Consider the following 25,782-nt stretch of genomic DNA (forward strand, 5'->3'; position numbering starts at 1 on the left):
ATTTCGTCTTTCAAGTCATCTTTATTATCCTTTTACTGCACCTGATGAAAGACCAGCAATAAAATATTTTTGCAAGAATAGGAACAAGATCGCCATTGGAATCATTGCCATAAACGCTGCAGCTGCTACAAGTCCTAAGTTATTCTGATTTGCTCCAACGAAGCTATCCATCGCAACCGTCAACGTGTGTACGTCGCTACTTTGCAAGAAGAAGATTGCAAATTGATAGTCGTTCCAAATAAATACACAAGCAATAATTAATACGGAAGCCGTGACAGGTTTCAATAGCGGGAAAACAATTTTAAAGAAAATACCTAAAGTGCTACATCCATCAATTTTCGCTGCTTCTTCCAATTCTTTTGGAATCGTCGAGCGAATGAAACCTGAATACAAGAAAATCGTTAATGGCATAAATGCGGCTACGTTGTTTAAAATCGCCACCGTTCTTGTGTTTAACATACCGATTTGAACAACCATTTGATACAACGGTACAAGTGCCGTTAATGGTGGCACTACCATAATCGCAACAAAAAGAACGAGTATTGCTTTGTTTAGTTTTGTTGCTCGTCTTGCAAGAGGGTAAGCAGCCATAGAACCGAAGAAAATTAATAAAATAGCCGCTCCTGTTGTGATGATAAAAGAATTCATAAACGCATTTCCTAAATTGGCATTTTGCCAAGCGGTTGTGAAATTTTCTAGTGTGAAGTAGTCTGGAAATGTCCACCTAGAGCTGAAATCGCCTCTCACTTTCAAGGACGTCGTAATTAAAATATAAAACGGAATGATATGGAAAACAGTGATGAAAAATGCTACTAATGTTAAAATAATTCTTTTACTCGTACTCATTAGGCTTCAATCTCCTTCCTTTTGAAATACCACAGTGCTAGAAGGCTAATAATCAATATAATAAAGGCTACCAATATCCCTTGAGTTGCAGCATAACCTGCATCTTGTCTGCTGAAATACAAAGAATACATAAAGGTTGAACTGGATTGCGAAGCATTCCCTGGTCCACCACCTGTTAAAGCAATGATCACGTCGAACAACTTCAAACCACCGATAATATTCAACACAACATTGATTGTTATAGAAGGGGCTAATAGTGGCAAAGTAATCGATTTAAACTGCTGCCATGCAGAAGCTCCATCAATATCCGCTGCTTCATAATAATCTTTAGAAATGCTTTGCAGTCCAGCCAAATAAATAATCATCGCAATACCAACAAATTGATACGTATTAACGAGTACGATGATAAGAGGATTAACGCTTGGATTCCCTAACGCATTGATTGGATTAAATCCAAAGAATGTAATCGCATCGTTTAATGCTCCGTTTTGGAAAGCAAAAATAAGGTAGAAAATGTACCCCATAATTAACGGGCTAATAATAACCGGAAGATAAACGACTGTTCTCGTCAACGTTCTCATTTTGATTTTGCTATTTAATAGAAGGGCATAACCAAGTCCGATCACGTTTTGTAATATGGTACTTCCAATCCCGTAAAGTAACGTGTTTCTCACTACCGTCCAAGTTGTCGGGTCCGTGAACATTCTTCTATATTGATCTAAACCAATGAAATTACTATCCTGTGAGAATCCATTCCAGTCCGTAAATGAAATACGAAACCCGTTGATGAATGGATATACGATAAATGTGGTAACAAAGAGAAGCGCCGGAAGATACATCCACCATAGAGACGAATGTTTCTCAATCTTGTATTTTTTAGGTTTTTTTGGGTTCACAGTGTTACTAACTTTCCCTGCTAGTTCACTCATGTCGTTCCATCTCCTTACTCTTATGCCTTAAAGGTCTATTGAAAGGAAAAGGAGCAGAACACGCCTGCTCCTTTTAATCCAATTGCTGTTTACTGATCTCTTAAGCGATGGTACTCTGATTCCATTTCATTTGCAGCTTGCTCTGGCGTTCCACCTGCTAACAATTCAGCAGTTGTATTCGCCATCACATCCCACATGCCACTCGGTAAATAAACACGGTCGAAGTAAGGCTCGATTTCTAAATCAGAATACATATCATAATACTCAGAATAGTACGTATCCGCCTCAACATTCACTAATGCAGAAGATAGGTTAGTCGCCTCTGCCATTTTCTTCGCGTTTTCTTCTTGAGCTAAGAAATCAATAAATTGTTTTGCTTCCTCTTTTACTTCTGATTTTTCAGCAACAGAGAATGTATATCTTTCTCCTCCAATCCATGATGGGTCATCGCCTTCATGAACTGCTGGTGTTGGTAATAATCCAACTTGTGTATCTGGGTTCATCTCCGTTGCATCTGGTCCGACAGAACCTACGATAAACATAAACGCCGCTTGGTTATTAGCCATGATTTCCGCTGTTTGAGCAAACTGGGCTGTTAACACATCTTGGTTAAGCAAGTCATTTTCTTTTAAAGAAAGAATTTCTTCCGCTAACCACTCGTATTTACTCCAATCAAACGTTCCATCTAATAGTTCTTCGCTATAATCATTATCATCATCTGTAATGAACGTTGGTGTCAGCATTTGGTCAACCATTTGCGCGATTGTCCAGTTATCTCCTCCACCAATCCAAAGTGGCGCAACCGTTCCATCACCTTCATCTCTAATCGTTTCAAGTGCTGTTTTGAAATCATCCCACGTTGTTGGCGGTTCAATCCCATGTTCATCAAGAATATCTACATTATAGATAATCCCATCTTGCGCTTGGTTTAATGGATACGTATATACTTTTCCTTCATCATCTTTAATAATTTGGTCCATCGCTGGATCAAGATTTTCAACCCAGTCCATGTCAGCTAAATCTTCTGTATAATCTCCATATCGAAGTTGGGACCAACCGTGTGTATCAAATAAATCTGGTAAATCATCAGCAGCCATCATAACGCGAAGTTGATCTTCATAACTTCCACCTGGGAAATTTGCTTCTATAGTAATACCTGGATTTTCACTTTCGAAATCAGCAACAATTTCTTCAAATGCACCTCTTTCACCATCTGACTGCATCGTAGAATATAACACAACGTTTGCGTCTCCATCTGCAGAAGCTGCTTCTCCATTGTTATTGTTTCCGTCGTTTTCGTTATTTACTTCATTTCCGTTATCATTATTTCCTCCACACGCTGCCAACATAGCTACAGCACCAAAACCAACAGCCAACTTTGCTAATACTTTTTTCATTGTGTACCCCCTTGTTTAATTAGGCTTAACGCCTTTTAAATCTAAAAGAATAATTACCTCATCATGCCTAAAATCGAGAAAGAGTAAAATTCGTTCACCTCTCCGTTTCTTTTTTACTAAAATTTTATCTTTCTGTAATTAGAATATAACAGATTAGGTAACCGCTTTCAAGTGAAAAATTAAAATTTCTAAAAATTTATTTACTAGCTGTATATCAGGCAATAATCCTTATATACAAGTGATTATTTCCTTTTTTAGTCATCAGACTCATTTGAATGTTGAACAAAATATAAAACTGTGGTAACTTAAATATTAAGTAAAATTTTACTGAAAATCGATTGGAGGTGTACGATGTCAAATTTAAAAGATGTCGCTCGAGATGCGAATGTTTCGATTGCCACGGTATCTCGAGTTTTAAACCGGGATCCTAATTTGTCTGTTGCTGATACAACGAGAGAACGAGTATTCCAGTCAGCAAAAAAATTAAACTATCTTCCTTCATCTAAAAGAAAACAAACGATGTCAGAAGCTTCTCCTAAATTATCTATTGGGTTAATCATCTTCTGTTCAAAAGATCATGAATATGAAGACGAGTACTTTATGAGTATCCGTAGGGGAATAGAATCAGCAAGTTTGAAATTAGGTTTTACTATTTCTTCCGTTATAAGGCTTGGCCAACATTCAATAGAAGAAACGAACTTCACTGATTTGGAAGGACTCATCGTTGTTGGGAATATTTCAGATAGTATTGTTCAACAAATCTATGCGCAACATGACAGAGTCGTATTCGTAGACGAATCACCAAGAACAGACTTATTTGATAGTGTCACATCAAATTTTTTCGGTGCTGCAACCCAATTAATGGAGTATATGTTCTCTATGGGGCATAAAAAAATTGGCTATTTAGGCGGAAGTGAAATTACTCATACTCCCTCCCACGAGTCAGATTTAGGAATCATTGAAAATATTGAAAAAATGAGGTTCATTCCATATAAAAGAGTGATGGAAAAACGAGGCCTATATAATCCTCAGCACGTGTATATTGGAGATTGGTCTACGGATGCTGGCTACCAACTGATGAAACAAGCGATAAAAAAAGGCAACCTTCCTTCTGCTTTTCTGATTGCAAGTGATCCGATTGCGATTGGAGCGATTCGTGCATTGCATGAAGAAGGACTAAATGTTCCTAACGACGTGTCCATTGCTAGCTTTAACGATATTGAAATTGCTAAATACGTTAATCCTCCGTTAACAACAGCAAAGGTTTACTCAGAGCAAATGGGAAAATCAGCAGTAAAATTATTAAGTGAACGGATTGAGGGTAGAGAGGTTCCAGCAAAAATCATTCATCCATGTCGAATCGAATATCGTGAGTCATGCGCTCCTTTGAAAGAGCATAGCGGTAATTCGGTAGAGGTTTCATTCGATTTTTAATTAGTGTTTTTTAAGCGCTTTCAGTATCGCTATCTTCATAAACGATTAACAATATCAACAGATAATAGAAGGAGTGGAATGATTATGACGAAAAGAATCACGTTTATCGGTGCAGGAAGCACGATTTTCGCAAAAAATGTTCTAGGAGATTGTATGTTTGTCCCTGCCCTCAATGGGTTTGAGTTTGCGTTGCATGATATTGATGAGAAGAGGTTACAAGAGTCGGAGCAGATGCTGAAAAATTTGGCGCAAAAGTACAATGACTCGATTTCGATCGTGTCATATTTGGATCGAAAAGAGGCGCTTAATGGGGCAAAGTATGTTGTCAATGCGATCCAAGTTGGTGGATATGAACCGAGCACAGTGATAGACTTTGAGATTCCTAAAAAATACGGCTTAAAACAAACAATCGGAGATACGATCGGCATTGGTGGCTTATTCCGTTCGCTACGAACGATTCCTGTCATGCTTGATATTGCGAAAGACATGGAAGAAGTGTGTCCGGATGCGTGGTTATTAAATTATACGAATCCGATGGCGGCGTTGACTGGGTTCATGCTTCGTTATACAAATGTGAAAACGATTGGACTATGCCATAGCGTCCAAGTATGTACGAAAGATTTATTTGAGTCGCTCGATATGGATCATGAAGGTATTGAAGAACGAATTGCTGGGATCAATCATATGGCATGGCTTCTAGAAGTGAAAAAAGATGGCAAAGATTTATATCCTGAAATTAAAAAGCGCGCTCGTGAAAAGCAAGCTGAAAAACACGATGATATGGTCCGCTTCGAATTAATGGATAAGTTCGGCTACTACATTACCGAATCTTCGGAGCATAATGCGGAATATCACCCTTACTTTATTAAGAGTGGCTACCCTGAATTGATTGAGCGATTTAATATTCCATTGGATGAATATCCACGTCGCTGCGTCAATCAAATTAACGAGTGGGAAGAGATGCGCGGGGAGATTGTCGGAAATGCTCAGCTCACACACGAGCGTTCCCATGAATATGGTTCGCGAATTATTGAGGCGATGGAAACGAATGTCCCGTTTAAATTTGGTGGAAACGTATTGAATACGGGTGGACTTATTTCTAACCTTCCTGAAAATGCATGTGTGGAAGTTCCGTGTATCGTCGATCGTAATGGGATTTTACCAACGTATATTGGACGATTACCAGAACAATTAGCCGCATTGAATCGAACGAACATCAATACGCAGCTATTAACGATGGAAGCTGCGAGTACGTTAAAGAAAGAACACGTGTATCAAGCAGCGATGCTCGACCCTCATACGAGTGCTGAATTGTCGCTAGATGACATCGTTGCGATGTGTGATGACTTGATTGAAGCCCACGGTGACTGGCTTCCTGAATACAAGTAAACGGTAAATGATATAGATGGACTAGCCGAGAAGACGACTGACGAAAAAAGGGATCCCCTTCCTGACAAATTTGCAGTCGTCTTCTTTTTGTTGCGGACAAGATCGGATTTGTAGTGTTCGTCTAACATCTTGTTGTGCTAAACCACAAAATTATTGCGTTCGCTCACTCGTTTGTTTATAGCTATCGCTATACAACTTGCGGCACTCCTCACCTTTTCATTCTAAATCTATCTTGTGTGCGTTCTATTTTCATTTTTCCTCGAAATTGGATAAACTAGAATGGAAGGAGGCGATACACGTGACCGATGAAAAACAAGAAATGATCGAGCGAGTTTATGCCGAATTGGAAAAGGTGATTGATCCGGAGCTTGGTGTTGATATTGTCAATCTAGGACTAATTTATGATGTGGATCTTGATGATAAAGATAACGTGCAAATTGAAATGACGTTAACTTCGATGGGATGTCCACTTGCTGGAACGATCGTCAGTGACATTAAGAATTCGTTAAAAGAACTTCAGGAATTTAAAGAAATAGGCGAAGTGGATGTAGAAATTGTTTGGAGTCCACCGTGGGATAAAAAAATGATGTCACGTTATGCTAAATTAGCACTTGGCGTGCATGAGAGTTAAAAAACTTAAAAATTTTAACCTAGGCTTTCCTACACGGAGAGCCTTTTCATTGTTATTCATACCAACCTTTCCTCGATCGCTTTCTAATTCTTATGTAGAGTCGGTAAAGTAAAACGACGGGCAGAAGTTCTCTGTCCGCCGTCGTTAAACATTTAGTATTTGAATTTACTTACATTTGTTTGCATATTTTCTGCTAGCTTCGCTAGTGTTTCACTAGAACTGGCAATCTCCTCCATAGAAGCCGTTTGTTCCTCAATAGCCGCTGACATTTCTTCTGTACTAGCCGCATTCTCTTCAGATATTGCGGATAAATTTTCAATCACTCGAATAATTTCTTCTTTTTTATGATGCATGTTTTCTCCTGAATGGTTCAAGTCGTCCAATGTTAATCTCATTCTCTCAATCGCTTTCGCCACGCCATCAAATGTCGCAGTTGTTTCGTGGACACTTTTGGATTGAATCACAGACATTTGTTTTGACTCATCCATTTTTGAGACAGCTTCTGTTGTTTTTTCTGCTAGCATTTGAATGATCGTTGAGATCTCTTCAGAGAATTTATTCGACTGCTCAGCAAGTTTCCGAATTTCATCGGCCACAACAGAGAACCCTTTCCCCGCTTCCCCTGCTCTCGCCGCTTCTATCGATGCATTTAATGCAAGTAGATTTGTTTGTTCAGAAATGCTTTTAATCATTCCACTAGCACTTTCAATTTTCTCTGTGTTACTATTCGTCTCGGATATCATCTCATGCACTTCTTCTGTTACACGATTATTATCTGTTGTTTTCTCAATTAAGTCACCAACTAGTTTCACGCCCTGATCTTTCAACGTACGAAGTTCACTAGCAAGATCATTTAACTTCTCAACATGGTTTTGATTTTGGTCAATTGTACTTCCAAGCTCATTCACTTCTGCAGAACCTTTCTCTGTGTCTGCCGCTTGGTCCGTTGCTCCTTTAGAAATATCTTCAATTGTTTTAGCTACATCTTCTGCCGCTTTCGCCGATTGTTCACTGGTTGCCGTTAGTTCTTCTGATGATGAAGCAAGATGATCAGAAGCTGAAGTGACATTTTGTAGTAAATAACTAAGGTTCTCTTTCATTTTATTAAAACTAATAGAAATCTGGCCAAGTTCATCATTGCTCTCTTCTTGATGATGATTGCGAAAATCCCCATCACCAGCTAGTTGAAGATTATCCAAAATGGTTTGAATCCTCGACTTTATTTTCCGAGAAAAAAACAAAAGGAGTATCGTAGTAATGATTAATATCACAGCAACAACGATACCTACATATGTAATGACCTCAGTCATAATCGAATTGATTATTTCTTGAGATGCAGCCATGAAAAACATACCTAAAATGGCCCCATTTTCATCCAAAATAGGTCGATAAGCTGTCTGCATATCTGTACCTAAAATATCTGCCTCCCCGTAATACATTTGACCATCTTCTAGAACGAGTTCCGTCACTTCTCCTGTCGCTTCTACTGACACAGCACGTTCATCGTTGATAATTAAGTTAGTTGTTATCGGTTGGCGCCCTTGAAAAACAGTCACTAATCCACCTGTCATCTCAGCTATTTCATCCGCAAGATCATAATCTTCGTTGATCCGATGGTCCCCTTTGTATAAATCTCCATCTAGAATTTGCCATGACCCTTCATGCTTTTCATTGACATACTGATAAGATAATTCCAGATCAGAGCTTGCCTTTTCTGCGGCAAAACTTTCAATCCCACTCTTTACTTGACTATAAGTAACCGTTAATAAGATTGCCGAAATTCCAATAATTGTTGCAACCATCACTAATTGAAACTTCGTCAATATTTTCATATTCTTTAACATGTCTCCACCCCTATATTTATAAGCAATTAGTCGTGCTTTCTAAAAATACCATCTAATTATAGGAGAAGCAAGACGATTGACGTCATTTTTAAGTAAAATAATAAGGACTTTTATACTTGTTTTATTACAAATAAACCACAACCATCTAAAACCTTGGTTGTGGTTATCGGTCGTATATTTAAAAACATACTTATAATCTTTTGACTATAGGTAAATAAGAGGCTCCAATGACACCAGCTTTTGTTCCTAATTTTGCAGGTTGAATGTCAATCGATGCTCTTAAGCTTGCATATACTTTTTCTTTTACTGCTGGAATAAGGGACGGTAGAATAACATCTTTTCCTATCATGACGCCGCCACCAAGAACAATCATTTCTGGGTTAATCACATGGACGATATTGGCAATCCCTGATGCTAAATGTTCCATCCATTCATTGAACATTTCAACAGCTAATTTTTCGTTATTTTTTACACGTTTTAATAACTCTTTCGCTCCATCTTTCGATTGAAAAACATCTTCTACTTTTTCTTTTATCGCGGTTCCCGAAGCTAATGATTCCCACGAACCAACATTTAACCCTTCACGTTTTGGACCTTCATTCGTAATAATCATGTTCCCAACTTCTCCTGCGCTAAACTGTGCCCCCGTTAGTATTTGACCGTTCAAAACAATTCCAGCACCGATCCCTGTACTAATCGTAATATAGACCATGCTTTTTGCTTTATTTCCTGCTCCAGCATAGTATTCACCAACTGCAGCAGCATTTGCGTCATTTTCAAATAGGCACGTTTTACCCACGTTCTTTTCGAACTGTTTTACAAATGGATAGTTGTGCCATCCTTTTAAATTAGGTGGATCTAAAAATAGCCCATTTTGCAAATCCATCGGACCGGGGGCTGCTACCCCAATAGTAGTTTCACTATTGGACAACCATTCGCCGATTAACCCTTTGATTTGATCCATTCCTTGATGAGGGTTTAACGGGGTAGCCATTTCTCTATGGGCAACTATCTGACCATCAGGAGCTATGACTCCCGCTTTGATCGATGTCCCTCCAATATCAATGCCAATTCTGTTTTTTTTCATAGTCACTCATCAATCATCCTTTCTTTGATGAACAAGAAAGCCGATCTCAAACGTTCGTTTCCAAGGTAAATACACATCAGAAATTTGAAATTGATCCATATTATTTGTTATCAGCCATTCTTGCGCTCTTTCTAAAAATACACCTGAGACTCTTTTTTCTAGATCAACGGACTTTTCTCCTTCTGGAGCAGTTTCTCTTACAATTTTTCTTATTACCGCCTGATATAAATAATCTTCGAGCAAGCGAAGGGCAAGAACCTCTTCATTTTTCTTCTGAAAGTTCTTATTCTCTTTTTTCGCTAAATAGACTAATGCACTTTGAGCGACTACCGTTCCAATTGTATTTCCAGCTGTATTCCAGCCAGCATATGATAATAATTCTTTCCAGTTCATTTTATTTAATAAGCGAGGAATAAGCGCTGGGTCAGCTCCGTTTGCATAAGCTACATCCGCTACCGCTATTTCTTTTCCTTTATTTATATAACGTTCCATTCTATGTAACCATTCTCCTAAGTTACGATCGGCCGTATGAACCCCCTTCAAATCAAGTTGCAAAGCTAGGTCTCCTTGTTTTTTGCCTGGTACATTAACAGCTAATACGATATCCGCGTCTTTACCCTCGTCTTCAAAGGAACCTCCTAAAGCATGAATTTGACCTTTTACCGATTCGACTATCGGTCGGTCTTCATACATGGCGTTTATTAGAGAACCTTTCTCTCCACTGTATATCGGATAAAATGACGGGAGTGGCTCATGAGCCAATTCAAATACCATTCGTGTCGCCATAACACTGGCTACTTCATCCGCACCGGGATATATGAGAACTTGGTCGAATAATTTTTTTTCATCCGCCTTCTGAGACAACTGTTGTTGTTCTGATATATTGAAACCAAACTCTGACGTATCGTCTTGAGGAAATATAAGTAAATCAATCACTTCTTTTTCCACTTCGTCCAACAAATACTGATTCAATTGGAAATTTCTTTTTCTCGTTTCTGTATAGTCTTTTATAATATGTGCAGGGATCACTCGAGTTACCTCTTCTATCACTCTCTGCGAATCTGACTCTCCTGTTTGCTCTAGTCGATGAGAATGAAAAGACAGTTTCCAAAGTTCTTTTCCGTATTCGCTCCAGTAGTCTTTCTCCTCTTCATTCACATAAGAGTTCGACAATCTCATCGTTGTGCTATAGGCATAAATTAAACAATCCGGGTTTTCCTCTTTCAATTCTTTAAGTAGATTCAATCTTTTTTTTGCTTCTGTGAGATCAATAGGGCTAACTCTCGAAGGAACAAGCCCTCCATAAATCAACATATCAATGGAAAGAACGAAACCTTTAACTTGATCTACTTGCTGGCGCAACCACTCATGTATAGCGCTGACATCTCCGGGATCCTTTAAAAAACCAAGTACCTCTTTATCAGGAATACGAACGGACCTACCTGCTACATTCATTAATTGAGCTGGAAGTAATCTTGTCACCGGGCGTGCATCCACTGGCAATAATGCAATATCAGACATCATCTTTATACCTCCTTATAAATATAACGAACCTTTCTAGTCATGAAAGGTTCTATGTAAAAAAGGGAGACAACATGCTCTCCCCCGTAAAGTTTATAAATCAGGATGCTGTCTCATCAATATATATGTCACTATTTCATGAGAAGCAACTGTGTCTTTCCATAACCCATTCTGAATGTCAATCTCCTTTAACTTCTCACCGTTTAAAGACCACTTTTCTACGTGACGCACGGTCGACTCAGCACGAAACACGATCTCTTTGTCCGTAGGGTTCCACAACCTGCATTTAAAGCCCTGTTCAACTGGACAAACGGCGCTCCATTGCAAATTTTGTTCGTCAATTGTCAACAAACCCTTCTCTTCTTGTGATTCAGCATGGCCGGAGAGGACAAGGGGAGGAACACGAAACTCTTTGACGGTTCTCAACCATTGGGCTTCAGATTTCGTCTCATTAAACGGTGTAACAATGAGATCAAATGAATAATCTCCTATACACTGAGCTTCCGGAGTCTCTAAGCGCGGTCCTGCTCCTCCTCCTCTTGTACGGAGGTCATCTCGAGATAACCATCCAACACTTCGAAGTAAAGTTAAATGCATTTCATCCTCTTGCTCTTTCTCGATCACTTGATATTCTTGCAGACCGCGCTGACCGAGTGCAATGCCTTGGGAACGTTGATCGTTATAACCCATAATGGCTGAGTGCGATGGTTCTACAACGACAGGAACTTCTGTCCCCTTTTTTGCATCTACTAACTCTTTCTTTTTTGCGGGGCGTGTGACCCATTCGAAACTAGAGTCACTTTTAGATTGATGGATACTAGTTCCAATAGGAAATATCGCTCGTAAACGTTGATCACTAGCATGATTACTTATATGAAAACTCACGTTCATATGCGTGGCTTCTGTTAATTGGAGATAGATCGTTACTTCTGATTGAACTGTCTCATTTACCGGACCTGTTCGATCTTTATTTAATTGTTTCGGTAGATTCAATAAAAGGCGGTACTCCATGGTCGAGTATCCATCATTTTCAAAGACTTGTGGAACTTCTGCTAGCTCAGCGAATGTCACTGGATCATTGATTGGTGGTGAATAATTATATTCGTCACCCGCATCCATGGATGAATATATATTCATAAGTCCAGATATTTTATTACCAGATTTTTTATCTAGCATTGTTAGCGTTCCATCTTTTTCAAGTTCAATGAACAAGGAAGAATTCTCCATGTTCCAGCGCTCTAGTTGTTTAAGCTGATTACTTTCACCATATTTGACTTCAAAGGGTGTCATAGACAGTCCCTTTAAATCTGCGCAATGAAACCCAAAAGTATATTTTGTCATCGACTTGAAATCAGGGGCCGCATCTCTTGGTGAAGCAAAAAGCTCTCTTCTCTCTGCTTTGATAACAATGGGGGAGATCCTTTCACCTTTTTTGTTATGAAGATAAAACCCTTTTCCGAATTCTTCTTCTTGTTCATTTAACCATAGCTCCCCTTTAATGAACCCTGTGTAATTCCAGGGGTGAGGATTAAAAACTGAAAAATATTTATCATCGTCAAATGGGTATCTAGAAGCCAGCCCACTAACGAGCCCTGTTCTCATACCGAGAGTTTCTTGCGCCTCCGCTATGGAAACGTCCACTCGCTGTTCCAACTTCATTGTCCTCGTTTCCATTTCTCTATGTACGTTATCCACACTGCATCCACAAATGCTGTCGTGAGGGTGATTTTCTAATAGCAGCTTCCACGAATTTTCTAAGTAAGTTTTTCTGAAACGATGGTTGTTAATAAACGAAGCATAAGCAATTAAAGGCTCCACATGCCCTGTAAGTTTGTCTTCCATCCGCTGATTTTGTTCTTTTAGATACGTCCTTGTAGACAAGACATTCGGCAAAATATAAAAATGATTATTAGACCTCATTTCTCCTTGATGTTCTGGCAGACGGTCAGTACCTACTAAAATTTTTCTGACATCGCGAAGATAGTCTTCCAATGAGCTTTGTTTCCAATGAACACCGCCAACGCCTTGAATGGAATCAATGACTTCCTTCATACCTTTTAATGAAGGCATAAGATGGTCTCCACCGTTCGGTAACAGGAGTTGATCCGAATCTGTCCACGGTAGCACTTTCTCCGTGAAAGACTGGACAGCTTTTTCAGGATTTATCTCATTAAGCAGTGGTTGATAGTACCCATCAGGCAAGAATATCGCTAATACCGATGATCCATCTGGTGCTTTCCAAACAAATTCAGACTTCTCAGGTAAAACTCCCCTCCATAAAAATGAATTATTAATTTGAAATTGGTTCAATAATTGCGGCATTTGACCGATATGACCGAACGTATCAGGCAAATAACCAACTTTCTGAACGCCACCCAGTTGCTCCGCTTTTTTCATGCCGATCTCTAAATTACGAATCAATGATTCACCTGAAACTAAAAATTCGTCCGCTAATACGTACCAAGGGCCAATAACTAAGCGCCCATTTTTAATATAATCAATGACTTTATTATTTAATTCATCATCGTTCTCGATTAAATAATCTTCAAGGGCGGCTACTTGGCCATCTAAAACGAAGGTGTCAATCTCCTTTGAATCAATCCCATCTAGAATCCGATCCATCACTTGCATAAACCGATGCCGGAACGTTTCAAATGGTAAGTACCACTCTCTATCCCAGTGGGTATGAAACACAATATGTCCTGTTTTCACGTCACTTCCACCCTTTCTACATACTCCGGTTTAACAATATGACCATGTTCATGTAAGTATTTCTGCAAACTGGTTAGATCAATGTCTCTCACAGATACTTTCTCCTCTGAAGCGATTCCTGCTGCGGTTCCTACTGCTTCACCCATAGCTGCACACGTTGCTTGAATTCTCGCAGAGGAATGGGCGGAATGCGTGGCAGACAAACATCTTCCTGCAACTAGAACGTTATCAAAATCTACGGGAACAAGAGAACGATAGGGAATATCATAGTACTCATTTTCTTTGATATCTGTTAACTCTCCGCCTTCCCCTTTAGGATTATGAATATCGATAGGGTAAGCTCCATGAGTGATCGCATCATGAAATTTCCTCGCATATAAAACATCATCTCTCGTTAACACATAATCACCAACAATTCGCCGAGTTTCTCGGATGCCGATGTGTGAGCCTGTCGTTGAAATATACGCTCTTTCCATTCCTGGCACTTCGTTCTTTAGTACACGCATAACTGCGTGCGCTTGGTTTAAACTTTCTAATTCCGCTGCTGTAATATCTGATCCTGAAATACCGCTCTTTAAGACCACTCTCGTCGTATTTACCAAGACTTCATCTCGACGATTCGTCGACACAAAGAATATATAATCTTGAGGCAAAGGGAACTCCCCTTTATTTTTGTATTCTTTTACTAAATCTTTAAATCCAGCAATGGAGACGAGTTCCTCGTCTTCAATAAACATGAAATGTTCGCTGTTTGATTGGCAGTATTGAATAACTTCACCCATATTGACATTAGCAATTTTAAACATCTTTGTCATCGCCTGAGTCAACCCGTCTTCTTTACGACCAACGACGTATTGCCCCCCGGCTAAATGAACCAAATCCGCATCACCTGATGTATCGATGAAATAGTCGGCAGTTACGAGTTGTAACCCACTCTTATTATGAATCACTACTCCTTTAACCGTTCTTCCTTCTTTCACCACATCGATTAATACTGTATGAAAAAGGAGTTCAACATCATACTTTTCCACCGTTTCATTTAGAACTTGTTTTAAAATTTCTACATCAAATCCACGGCTTTCTCCAGAGGCACCTTCCCGCAGAACCACATCATCACGAATATCTTGAAAGATGCCCTTCACTAATGGCTTGTCTTTGACGGAAAAAGGCATAAATGGCCCAACCAGTGCTTGTGTGGCATTTCCACCTAGACAATTACTTTTTTCTATAAGCAGTGTTTTAGCACCTTTCCTGCCAGCAGCACAAGCAGCTGTTACGCCAGCCCATCCGCCACCGATCACTACCGTTTCATAATGAGCTGTGACAGGAAGAGTCGTTTCATATCTAAAATCAGGTCCCATTGTCATCCTTTCACAGCTCCTTTCATTACACCGCCGATAAAGTATTTTTGCATAAAGATAAAGAAGATGATAATTGGTAAAATGGAGATGATCGAGCCAGCTGCTATTAGTCTCCAATCGGAAGAGAAGCTGCCCGCTAAAGCATTTACACCAAGAGGTAAGGTATACATACTTGTATCATCCAAAATGATTAACGGCCATAAAAAATCTCCCCAAGACATCATAAATGTGAAAATAGCTAGTGTGACTAATGACGGTTTCACAAGTGGCATAAGAATTCTCAACCAAATTTGGAAACTGTTACATCCATCTATTCGCGCCGATTCTTCTAATTCATAAGGAACCGTCATGAACGCCTGTCGAATTAAAAAGATACCGAAAGCTGTTGTCGCATGTGGGAGAATCACCCCTGCGTACGTGTTATTCAACCCTAGGTCCAAAGCTAATAAATAAATAGGAATCATCAATAATTGGAATGGAATCATCATCGTACTTAATATTAAAATAAAAATGATATTCTTCCCTTTAAACTTCATTCGCGCTAATGGATAAGCTGCCAACGAGCATAATACAAGATTTAATAAAACCGTTACGAATGAAACAAGCGAACTATTAAATAAATATCGCCAGAAGGGGAACGCCTCCATGACTCTAGCGAAATTTGCCAAAGTCGGCTGTTCAGGAATGAATTTAGGAGGATAAGCAAAGATATTTTCTGCTCCAGATTTCAAAGCCGTAGATAATAACCATAAAAATGGTCCTATTGTTACAATGGTCATCAAAATTAATAGCGAGTATATAAACAGATTATAAAGAAATTTAGTGAACGGCGTTTTCTTTTTTATTCTTTTCGGCTTTTCTTCTTTCTGAGAATGTTGAGTAATCGATGATTTTTTCATTTCCTCTTCCTCGTCTTTAAGTACACGAAGTCCCATGTTTCTTCCTCCTATCTATTAAGCTACTTTTTCTTTTTTACTCATAACTTTCAAGTTTATAATGGAAATAATCAAGGTGATTCCGAATAATACAACACCTATTGCACTTGCATATCCCATGTTCAAACGACTAAACGCTTGTTCGTAAATAAGAAATACAATGGTCTTCGAACTATTAAGGGGTCCCCCACCTGTCATGACATAGATCTCCTCAAACACTTTCATAGCTGAAATGGAAGACATTATGCTTACAATCAGGATAGAAGGAGCCAATAATGGAATCGTGACATGAATGATTTGCTTGAATTTACTTGCTCCATCAATTTCCGCTGCTTCATATAAGTCAGATGGAATTGATTGCAATCCAGCTAAATAGATAAGCATGTAATAGCCTAACCCCTTCCAGATGGTTACAGCCATGACCGCAAAAATCGCCGTAGATGTGGACGTGAGCCAGTTAACTGAGCTTAGTCCCATCAGATCTAATATGTAATTAAGTACTCCTTGTTCTGCATAAACCCATTTCCATGTGATCCCAACAACAACCATTGAAGTTACAACCGGTACGAAATAAGCTGATCTAAAAAAACCAATACCTTTCACTTTCTGATTCACTAATATTGCTAGAAAAATAGGTAATATAACCAAAGATGGCACGACAACAATTAAATATAAAAACGTTTGCCCGAGGGCTTTCCAAAACAAATCGCTCTCAATCATCGTTTGATAATTCTCCATCCCAACAAAATTAGGATCTTGTATAATATTATAGTCTGTAAAACTTAACCAAACTGCTTGAACGAGAGGATAAAAAATAATTAACCCTAAAACAATACAGCCTGGAAGGAGAAACAGATACGGGGCAATCTTACTTTGTTTCATTTATTAGAACTCCTTTCCTTCGACTTTCTTTATGATTGTAAAAGCTGCTCCATAAATACCAGCACGATTTCCTAAACTAGCCGAACGCACCAACGGAGAAGGTTGAGGATTTTGTTTCAAGCATGTTTGGAAATCTTCCCACCAAATGTCTTTCGCATGAATGACTCCCCCCCCAATTAAAAACAATTCAGGGTTCAATCCTTCAGCTAAGGAATCTATGAATAAAGCTAATTCATGAATATACGATTGAACGACAGGCACAACATCCCCCACATGATGGTGATAATCATTAAAAACATCTGCACCATGCCGATAGCATCTTCCGGTTTGTTCACATGCTCTCTCAACAAAAGCTGTTCCTGATAAATAAGCTTCTACACACCCTTTTCGACCACAATTACACAGCCTACCACCAGGAACCAAATTGGAATGTCCCCAGTTTCCGCCTTTAAAAGAAGCGCCTCTAGATAATTTTCCATCAAACATATTCGCTCCACCCACACCAGTTCCTAACGTAACCATCACAACGGATTGGGTATGTGGATGGTTACCACGCCACATTTCTCCGACTAGGGCCATGTTCGCATCGTTATCTACAACTACTGGAAGTTTATAAGTTTCCTCTATAAGGGATTGCAAATTTACCCCTGTCCAACCAGGTAAGTTTTCTGAAGCGAAGTCTACTTTTCCATTTAGATAATCAATGTTTCCAGCAGAGCCAATTCCAATTCCGACGATATTGAATTTTTTATTGAGTAATTCTGAAATCACTCTCAATAATCCAGATAAGATCTCTTTTCTCCCTTTTTCTGCTCTTGTAGGAACGTTTATTTCCTCGCACCAATCACCATTACTAGTAATAATTGCTCCTTTGATAGCTGTTCCTCCAATATCTACACCAATGACTTCCATTATATTCACACCCGCTTAGTACAATTTTCCTGTCACAGACTTCGCTGTTTTTTCTTTCATTTCTATGGAAGAGTCAAAATCTTCTAGAGCAAGACCCGTACATAATAAATCAATCACTACAAGCTGACCTATTTTTGCTGTCATCGAGCCACCCTCAAGAGGTGATTCTTTCCCGCCGCTTAGCAAGACTATGTCAGCTAGCTTGGTTATAGGTGACCTAGCATGATGTGTAATAGCAATCACTTTAGCACCATTTTTCTTTGCTATTTGCAGAGAGTCGATTGTATCTTTCGTAGAACCTGATACAGAAAGACCTATGACCACATCTTCCGATCGAACCGTTGCAGCTGTCATCGCTTGGAAATGTGAGTCCGTTATTGCTTCAACACTGTGGCCTGTGCGTAAAAAACGACTCTTGGCATCTAAAGCCGTTATACCTGAAGTCCCCACACCAAAAATGTAGATGGATCTCGCTTTTAATAGCATGGAAAGTCCTTCATTTAGAGAATTTTCGTCAATCATTGCTTTTGTTTCCTGAACAGCTTGGATGATGTGAGAGGTGATACTGTCTATAAAGCTCTCTTCCTTCGTTTCATTTTTTGTTTCTTGAGATTGAGCAGAAATATCCTTCGCTAAAGAAAATTTAAATTCCTGATATCCTTTAAAACCTATTTTTCTACAGAAACGAAGAACCGTTGTTTCTCCCACCTCAGCTTTGTCAGCCAAATCGGTTACTGATGAATACATCACCTCATCCAAATGGTTCAGTACAAACTCTGCAACTTTTTGCTCTGACTTGGTTAAAGCTTTTAAATGACTATCAATTCGAATTGCTACCGGTGTGTTTTTATCTACAGGATGAATCAATGTACTTCCCCCTTTACTCTTTGGTTTAATTTCATCCCTTCAGCGAAATCTTTCGTAATGATTTGCGGCCTCGTAATCGCTGAACCGACGACCACTGCATAAGCACCTATACTTAGAGCTTGCTTCGCATGATCTGGTGTCTTGATTCTTCCCTCAGCTATAACAGGAACAGAGCAACAATTAACCAAGTTTTCAATAAGCTCGAAGTCTGGTCCAGAATGAGTTGGAGAATATTCTGTGTAACCTGAAAGCGTAGAAGAAATGCAATCCACACCTAACTTTTCAGCCTTCATCCCTTCCTCTACCGTTGAAACATCAGCCATGATAGGGATACCTAAAGGTTTTATATACTTAATCAATGACTGAAGCGTTTCTTGATTTGGGCGAGATCTATTTGTCGCATCAACCGCAATCATAGACACTCCTGCCTCAATCAACTCATCTACTTCTTCTTTTGTAGCTGTAATATACACTGGGCTATCAGGATAATCTCTTTTAACTAATCCTATAATAGGCAGTTCGACTTCTTTCTTTATAGCAAGAATATCTTCTTTACCGTTGGCACGAATTGCCACTGCTCCGCCTTGTTTAGCAGCTTTCGCCATTAATGCCATGATTTCAGACCCATGTAACGGTTCATCATCCAAAGCTTGACAAGAAACAATTAGAGAGCCTTTAATCTTTTCAATTATATGTTTAGTCATAGACGTCATCACCAGCTTTTTCAAAATATAAAGATGGAAAGAGGGAGATCTCCTCCCCCTCTTTCATTATTATTGAGCTAAAATTTGATTCCATTGTTCTTCCGCTTGATCGAGCGCTTCTTGTGGACTTTGTTGTTCAAACATAGCAGATTCCAATGCTTCTACCATTGCGACTCTCAAGTCTTCATAATTTTCCATAGGTGGGATAAGTACTTCACTATCAGGAAGTTGAGAGGCTGATACTACTCTCGCTTCTTCCTCAGGGGTAGGATCTTCCTCCATTTCTTGGAAAAATGGCTCATCTAAAGCTGTTTCAATAGATGGTAAGATCGCTGTTTCCTTTGAAAAATCAGTCTGGTTTTCTGCATTTGTCATAAATACTGCGAAATCAAGTGCCTCATCCGTGTATTCGGTTCCTTCAGGAATGACAAGATTCATAGCGGCTATATTCATCAGTCCGGTTTCACCCGTAATTTGTGGTGCGGGACGTGTGACTTCAAAAATATCTGGAGCATTCGTTTCGATCTGGCTTAAGAACTGAGGTCCTGATGCCATGATCGCCAACTGCCCTCCTTGGTACATATCGATCATCGCCGAATGTCCTTCTGTTAACACTTCACGTGGAATTAATTCATTTTGATATAGGTTAGAAAAGTATTCAAACGCATCTAGACCTTCTGGCGTATTAAAAGCTGCTTCAGTCATTTCTTCGTTTGTTAAATCAACGCCCATCATGACGAGTGCTTCTAACACATGACTGCCGTCAAACGGTGGAAAATATCCATATTTCCCTGTTTCTTCTTTAATTTGTTCAGCGGCATCATATAGTTCTTCAAATGTAGACGGAGGATCTTCTGAGTCTAATCCAGCTTGTTCGAAAATATCTGCGTTGTACATCGTTACTTGACTAGATAAGTACCATGGAACTCCGAATGTTTTTCCGTCAAAAGAGTTTGATATCCATGCTCCCTCAAAGTATTGATCTTTCACTTCCGAATCGATCAATTCGTCAACATTAATCAAACCGTCTAACTCTGCTAATTGAGCGGCGAATTGAGGATTTAAATTAGCAACGTCAGGAGCGGTTCCACCTGCAACGGCAGACAAAATACGAGTCTCCATGTCACCCCAAGGTACATCCACCCAGTTTACAGTAACATTGTCATTCTCATCTTCAAACTTCTCAATTACTCCGTTGATATAATCATCAAAATCAGGAGATAATTGCATCGTCCAAAATTCTATTTCAACTGCTTCTCCTGAGTCAGCTGCATTGCTGTTAGCATCATTATTATTACTATCGTCACTATTATTATTAGACTCTTCAGCTGTAGCTTCTTCGTTCCCTGATGCCGCATCATTATTGTTTCCACCACAAGCCGCTAAAACGATAACGAAAGACATACACATAAAGAAAAACCATTTCATAGAATTACTCTTCAAAATCATACACCCCTTTTAATTAATCTTTTTTCAACGTTAGTAAGCGGTTTCTTTTTACCGGAAAAAATATAGCTTAAATTACCTGCTAATCAATGAAACTGGTAACATTGCAAATTAACGAATGATCACCTTTTTACTTTGTGGACGATCCCCCTTCGGTAATTTTCAGAAAACTTTTATTTATAAGTTGACTATAGCATAGAAAGATATAAAAGTGAACATTTTCTCCAAAAATATTTTAATTTGTGAATAAATCCTCCAAAAAGATCGCCTGTAATGAGTAGGATGACCAACCTTGTGTCATTACAGACGAGAGCGAGTCTATTCTTTGAACTTAGCAAACTCAATCAACTGATTGATTTGCTGCATATCTCTTTGCAAGTAGTTTTTCACAGTTTCATCTATATGATGACTTCTATTCTCTAGAAATCTCGAGACTTTTTCGACCCGTTTTTCAGCTTGGACTAGATCTCCTTTGTTTAAGCTTTTTTGTATTTTTTGGATATGATTTATTAAAGGGTTAGTTAGCGAGTGCCTTATGCCATCGCTATAAACTTCGTCCATTCTTCGAAGAGCATCTTCTACAACTATTTCAGCTGCATAAACGGGATCGCGATGTGGAAGAACGGCTTCTTTTCGTTGAGGTCCTTCCTTAAGAGCTTTAAAATGCTCATCATTCAGTGAGTGCAGAGCAAATTGCACTTGTCCTAAAGCTTGCGTATCATTCATCGCATCCACTTGACTTACTAGTAGTTCATCAGAAAAGCCAATAAATGGGGCTAATCCGATGTAAGCTAACACAGGCTGTTCAAATTTATCCATAAATTCTTCTGTCGTTCGCTGAACATAATTTGTATCTACAGAATAGATCATTGGTGTAATGAAATCCATGTAGCCTTCGCTAACCCATTCGATCCAATTTTGAAACTTTTGGTCTACTGCATCTGACACTTCTGGAAATACAGCTGTAGAGATATCAATTGTCTCATCAACCTCTTTTATTTCTCGGTGGATTCTTTCCACAAACGTCGTAATTTGTTCTTGGCGCCATTCATTCCATTGTGTCCACAGTTCTTCATCATCTGGAGTGATCTCCAATGGATCAGCACCATACTTTTTTTCAAATTGAGTCCGGCTATATTCGTCATAACTATAGCCTGCTTCAATTGGTAAACTTACAGGATAGCGAATATAGTCCAAGTGTAGCCCATCAAGATCTTCGTACTCAGTCATCATCTCTTCGAAGACTGTGGACAAAAAGTCGCGCACATCAGGAAGAGCTGGATTTAAGTAATAGTAACCTTCTTCTCTAACTGAAGGAATTCGCCCTTCACGGTCTACCGCTGCCCACTCTGGATTCTCAGATAAAATAGGTCCAGGAGGGTTTAACGATTCATGTCCTACAAAAAAGGTGTGTACCCAAGAGTGAACTTCAATTCCTCTCTTTTTTCCTTCCTCTATGAAAACTTGTAACGGATCCCACCCTTCAAAGTTTGGGTTTTGTTCAACATGATCACCAGGATAGATTGTATATCCGTGAAAAAAGGTCTCTACAAATAATATATTAAAGTTAGCATCCGCCAGCTTGTCTAACGTACGAATAATCTCCTCCTTATTGTTCTCCGTTGGTCTATGCCAAACACCTCTAGCATCGACTACCTGTGATTCAACAGTTTGGAAAGTAGCTTGGTTAGCACTGTTTTCTGCTTTCTCCGAATAATCAATTGTCTCCATCCAATTCTCTTCTTCAAAAGCTTTGTTGGCTTTTTCTAAATAAATTTGTGCGTTCGACACTGACTCAATAGCTTCTTCTATCGGCACATCCTTGAAGTTTTTCTCAGCTAGAGCAATGTTATTTTCCGCTTCATTTAATTTCAATTCCGCCGCCCTAATATAAGCCTTCGCATCTATAGTAGATTGAACAGTCATTTGATCTTCATCAAATGATAACTCTGCCCCGACTTGAGTATTCTGTAGAATCCATTGCTGCGCGGTTCCGTGGCCTGATAAGACAAACCCATTTTCCGGAATGGTTGAATTACTTCCTGACATTTCAACTATGATTCCATCTTCAATAATGACTTCTGCTCCATATTGATTCGTACCTGTCGTTTCATACTCATAATTTGAATCATAGTATATAAGTTCATTGGTCCCTCGTCCGCCAGGAAATTCATGCGGCAGTTCCGGATTTACTTTGCTAACATTGTACATCGACGTTCTCACAGGATCATCAATTACATCATAAAGAATGTCAACGCTTTCATTTTCACCTAAGTGTTCCAGGATCCACTCTCTAGCGGAACCATGTCCAGAAATAACGTACCCATTCTCAGGAATTGGAGCTCTTTCGGTTGCATCTACAGGGCCATCTCTAACTTCTAAGATTACGTCATTTTCAACTACTACCTCTGTCCCCCAACGGTTATTTGGAGTATTACTACCGTAATCAGGCGTATAAACAACAATTTGATCCTGTCCACGGAGTACATTAAAATCTGCAATGACGTGGGTTTCCCCATCTGATGATTGAATGTAATCTTGCGCTAAAGCCGCCTGTACCGCTTCTTTAGCTTGAAATGGAGTAATCAACAGAGCTAAAGAAAGCACGCTTACTATCGCTATTTTAATAAATTTTGAAACAAGCATTCATCTACCTCCCGATTTTAATATTCTGAAAATAAATACCGTACTACTCGTTTTAGACCTCCCTTCACATTACCTAAATGTTAGTTAGATCATGATGGATAGAAGAGTTCATAAAGATGAATCTCTTCCATTTTCTTCATTCATCGTAACATAAGCTTAGATAAAGGTGGATATTTTCTTTTTATTTTTCATAAAAAAAGGATAAATGCACCATTTTACACTTTTTTTATTTAGTAGTTTTCTATTTACGTTCCGTTCATTTACTGCCTTCTTCTTATATTTCCTTATCGACCTCCTATTGTTACTTTCATTCTTCCTAAACCTATCAAGTTGACAAAGTTCGTAAAGAAAATCTTTCTAACTTGCCAAAAGCATGAAATTATGTTTAAATCGTAATTGTTACGATTTAATTTATTAATAGTATTTAAGGAGGAATTAACTTATGGCAAAAAAATCAAAAATAGCTAAAGAAAGAAAACGACAACAACTTGTCGCTCAATATGCAGACTTAAGACGAGAGTTAAAAGAAAAAGGAGACTACGCGGCGTTAAGAAAACTCCCCCGAGATTCTTCGCCTACACGTTTAACGAACCGTTGTGAATTAACAGGCAGACCACGCGGAGTACTACGTAAATTTAAGTTATCGAGAATTGCATTACGTGAACTAGCTCATAAAGGGCAAGTTCCTGGTGTGAAAAAAGCCAGCTGGTAAGGTAAAAAACATTTTCGGTTTATCCACTACATTTTTGAAGCCTGTGATGCATGAAAACAGGCTTCTTTTTATTAATTCCATTATTATCTTTGAAAAAAGCTGAAAAAAATCACTTTGTGCTTAATTCAAGAAGTTTTTCCCCTTTTGAAAGAACAAGCTTTTAGAAAAAGGACACAAATACAATCTCTCATTCACCTGCAAAAAAGCCATTGCCTTAATGAAAATATAGGGCAATGGCTTTTTTCTATTCCAATCTATTTCGATTTTCATAATCCAACTGCACTCGACTTGCGGTTGCATGTTTTTGATCTAAGTATTTTCCTTCATATGGATTCGCTTCTTGGTCCACTTGTGCAAGAACGAGTTGGCAAATTCGACGGTTCACATCTAATTCAATCGGTAAGCGATTGGCGTTGAATAATTCCAAAGTAATATGTCCTCGAAAACCTGGATCAACCCACCCTGCATTTTGAATAAACAAGCCAAGGCGGCCAATCGAACTTCTTCCCTCAACGAACGCTGTTAACGTCGGAGGAATTTCAATATACTCTTTCGTTGTTGCAAGAAGAAATGACTGCGGAGGAATAACAATGGAACCTCTGTCACCTACATCAATTTCTCGATAAACCGCTTCTGCAGTCAGTGAAAGTTTCGTACTTAAATGGTCATCTATTACAAGGAAATGATGCCCCAATCGAAGGTCGACAGAAGCAGGTTGAATTTGTTCTGCTGTCATCGGTTTGATGACCATTTCTTTTGATGTGATTTTCTCTGATATTGTTTTTCCACTTAAAATCATCACAAAACACTCCCTCATCACTGTTTATCAATCTCTAATATTATATATATTTTATCATGAAATGGCAGTAAGACAATATTCTCCCAACCCATGAAATATATTTTGTTCGTGCAAATAATGATAATCGGGTAAGAGAAGCGGTCACTCACTAATGCCGACGCTCTAACTATCAAAAAAAAGCCTCCCAGATCTATCCAGGAAGCTCTTTTAGCGGTTAATATTATATTTTTAGTGAAGCTTAATGCAATCGCCTTTTTCACAAAAATCAAGTGTCATGCCATCAAACAACCAAAGATCATCTTCTTTAATAAAGAAACGAACGCCATTAACAACCGTCTTCCAGTCTTCTGATTCTGATGCGTCTTTTTCAACACCTAGAAAAAATCCTTCTGCTCCGCGAACAAATAAACGAACCTCATCTTGACCTGAAAGTTCCATATCATCTCTGTACATACCAGCTGCTCGTTCTGTAATTTGTAACATGCTGCATTCCTCCTAATTATAATTGTGATTTCATTCACATAATTAACTGTAAAAACGTATTGTATGATCATTCAACTTACTTCTAAACTATTCTTACTTGTTTGTGAAATGACTTTCCTTGTTTAACAATATCTGCGTGTTGTTTTGTGATACATTTCACTAACTTGATAGTTATAATATAAAATAATATTGCTTCAATTACAATACAGTTCACAAAAGCGTCAATTTACATTTTTTATTAATAG

21 protein-coding genes are annotated in these 25,782 nt (G+C 38.8%); 4 read left to right on the plus strand and 17 right to left on the minus strand.

The features are described 5' to 3' along the window. Positions 1-24: 24 nt before the first annotated feature. From QDN89_RS08100 to QDN89_RS08110, 3 genes are all read right to left on the minus strand, one after another. Positions 25-846, minus strand: a complete 822-nt coding sequence (locus QDN89_RS08100) for a carbohydrate ABC transporter permease (RefSeq protein ID WP_280769608.1) — start codon at positions 844-846, stop codon at positions 25-27. Beyond that, on the minus strand, positions 846-1,775 hold the full coding sequence (locus QDN89_RS08105; protein WP_280769609.1) for a carbohydrate ABC transporter permease: 930 nt from the start codon (positions 1,773-1,775) through the stop codon (positions 846-848). Before QDN89_RS08105 ends, QDN89_RS08100 begins: the two co-directional genes overlap by 1 nt. Positions 1,776-1,864: 89 nt before the next feature. After that, a complete protein-coding gene (locus QDN89_RS08110; protein ID WP_280769610.1) occupies positions 1,865-3,172 on the minus strand; it encodes an ABC transporter substrate-binding protein in 1,308 nt (435 codons plus the stop codon). A gap of 351 nt (positions 3,173-3,523) precedes the next feature. On the opposite strand from QDN89_RS08110, the gene QDN89_RS08115 reads away from it, so the two are divergent. The 3 genes from QDN89_RS08115 to QDN89_RS08125 all read left to right on the plus strand — a co-directional run bounded on the left by QDN89_RS08115 (position 3,524) and on the right by QDN89_RS08125 (position 6,626). Further along, a complete protein-coding gene (locus QDN89_RS08115; RefSeq protein ID WP_280769611.1) occupies positions 3,524-4,606 on the plus strand; it encodes a LacI family DNA-binding transcriptional regulator in 1,083 nt (360 codons plus the stop codon). 84 nt (positions 4,607-4,690) lie between these two features. After that, positions 4,691-5,995, plus strand: a complete 1,305-nt coding sequence (melA, locus tag QDN89_RS08120) for an alpha-glucosidase/alpha-galactosidase (protein WP_280769612.1) — start codon at positions 4,691-4,693, stop codon at positions 5,993-5,995. Positions 5,996-6,314: 319 nt separating this feature from the next. Further along, positions 6,315-6,626, plus strand: coding sequence for a metal-sulfur cluster assembly factor (locus QDN89_RS08125; RefSeq protein WP_280769737.1), 312 nt, complete (start codon positions 6,315-6,317; stop codon positions 6,624-6,626). A gap of 152 nt (positions 6,627-6,778) precedes the next feature. Here QDN89_RS08125 and QDN89_RS08130 read toward each other — a convergent pair whose 3' ends face one another. From QDN89_RS08130 to QDN89_RS08185, 12 genes are all read right to left on the minus strand, one after another. Further along, the gene (locus tag QDN89_RS08130; RefSeq protein WP_280769613.1) at positions 6,779-8,470 is read right to left on the minus strand and encodes a methyl-accepting chemotaxis protein; all 1,692 of its coding nucleotides are present in this window, start codon (positions 8,468-8,470) and stop codon (positions 6,779-6,781) included. 190 nt (positions 8,471-8,660) lie between these two features. Then, positions 8,661-9,557 (minus strand): ROK family protein, encoded by an 897-nt coding sequence (locus QDN89_RS08135; RefSeq protein WP_280769738.1) that lies wholly within the window; start codon positions 9,555-9,557, stop codon positions 8,661-8,663. 9 nt (positions 9,558-9,566) lie between these two features. After that, complete coding sequence (locus tag QDN89_RS08140) at positions 9,567-11,081, minus strand: DUF4127 family protein (RefSeq protein WP_280769614.1); 1,515 nt, start codon at positions 11,079-11,081, stop codon at positions 9,567-9,569. A 90-nt stretch (positions 11,082-11,171) separates the two neighbouring features. Next, positions 11,172-13,790 (minus strand): glycoside hydrolase family 38 N-terminal domain-containing protein, encoded by a 2,619-nt coding sequence (locus QDN89_RS08145; protein ID WP_280769615.1) that lies wholly within the window; start codon positions 13,788-13,790, stop codon positions 11,172-11,174. Further along, a complete protein-coding gene (locus QDN89_RS08150; protein ID WP_280769616.1) occupies positions 13,787-15,157 on the minus strand; it encodes an FAD-dependent oxidoreductase in 1,371 nt (456 codons plus the stop codon). Before QDN89_RS08150 ends, QDN89_RS08145 begins: the two co-directional genes overlap by 4 nt. Further along, positions 15,154-16,086: a carbohydrate ABC transporter permease gene (locus QDN89_RS08155; protein ID WP_280769617.1), complete on the minus strand. Its 933-nt coding sequence runs from the start codon at positions 16,084-16,086 to the stop codon at positions 15,154-15,156. Before QDN89_RS08155 ends, QDN89_RS08150 begins: the two co-directional genes overlap by 4 nt. An 18-nt stretch (positions 16,087-16,104) precedes the next feature. Beyond that, complete coding sequence (locus QDN89_RS08160; protein ID WP_280769618.1) at positions 16,105-16,968, minus strand: carbohydrate ABC transporter permease; 864 nt, start codon at positions 16,966-16,968, stop codon at positions 16,105-16,107. A gap of 3 nt (positions 16,969-16,971) precedes the next feature. Beyond that, the gene (locus QDN89_RS08165; protein ID WP_280769619.1) at positions 16,972-17,880 is read right to left on the minus strand and encodes an ROK family protein; all 909 of its coding nucleotides are present in this window, start codon (positions 17,878-17,880) and stop codon (positions 16,972-16,974) included. A 15-nt stretch (positions 17,881-17,895) separates the two neighbouring features. After that, positions 17,896-18,747, minus strand: coding sequence for a MurR/RpiR family transcriptional regulator (locus QDN89_RS08170; RefSeq protein ID WP_280769620.1), 852 nt, complete (start codon positions 18,745-18,747; stop codon positions 17,896-17,898). Continuing rightward, a complete protein-coding gene (locus QDN89_RS08175) occupies positions 18,744-19,451 on the minus strand; it encodes an N-acetylmannosamine-6-phosphate 2-epimerase (RefSeq protein ID WP_280769621.1) in 708 nt (235 codons plus the stop codon). Before QDN89_RS08175 ends, QDN89_RS08170 begins: the two co-directional genes overlap by 4 nt. Before the next feature lie 69 nt (positions 19,452-19,520). Further along, on the minus strand, positions 19,521-20,894 hold the full coding sequence (locus QDN89_RS08180; RefSeq protein ID WP_280769622.1) for an ABC transporter substrate-binding protein: 1,374 nt from the start codon (positions 20,892-20,894) through the stop codon (positions 19,521-19,523). Positions 20,895-21,215: 321 nt separating this feature from the next. Beyond that, entirely contained in the window at positions 21,216-23,543 is a 2,328-nt protein-coding gene (locus QDN89_RS08185) for a glycoside hydrolase family 10-like protein (protein WP_280769623.1), read from the minus strand. Positions 23,544-23,985: 442 nt separating this feature from the next. Between QDN89_RS08185 and rpsN the strand changes: the two genes are divergently transcribed. Further along, a complete protein-coding gene (gene rpsN / locus QDN89_RS08190) occupies positions 23,986-24,255 on the plus strand; it encodes a 30S ribosomal protein S14 (RefSeq protein ID WP_280769624.1) in 270 nt (89 codons plus the stop codon). Positions 24,256-24,499: 244 nt separating this feature from the next. On the opposite strand, the gene dcd is transcribed toward rpsN, so the two are convergent. Then, a complete protein-coding gene (dcd, locus tag QDN89_RS08195; protein WP_280769625.1) occupies positions 24,500-25,054 on the minus strand; it encodes a dCTP deaminase in 555 nt (184 codons plus the stop codon). Between the two features lie 228 nt (positions 25,055-25,282). Beyond that, the gene (locus tag QDN89_RS08200; protein ID WP_280769626.1) at positions 25,283-25,537 is read right to left on the minus strand and encodes a hypothetical protein; all 255 of its coding nucleotides are present in this window, start codon (positions 25,535-25,537) and stop codon (positions 25,283-25,285) included. Positions 25,538-25,782 lie beyond the last annotated feature (245 nt).

The organism is Salipaludibacillus daqingensis (assembly GCF_029891575.1).
Taxonomy (GTDB): Bacteria; Bacillota; Bacilli; order Bacillales; family Salisediminibacteriaceae; genus Salipaludibacillus; species Salipaludibacillus daqingensis.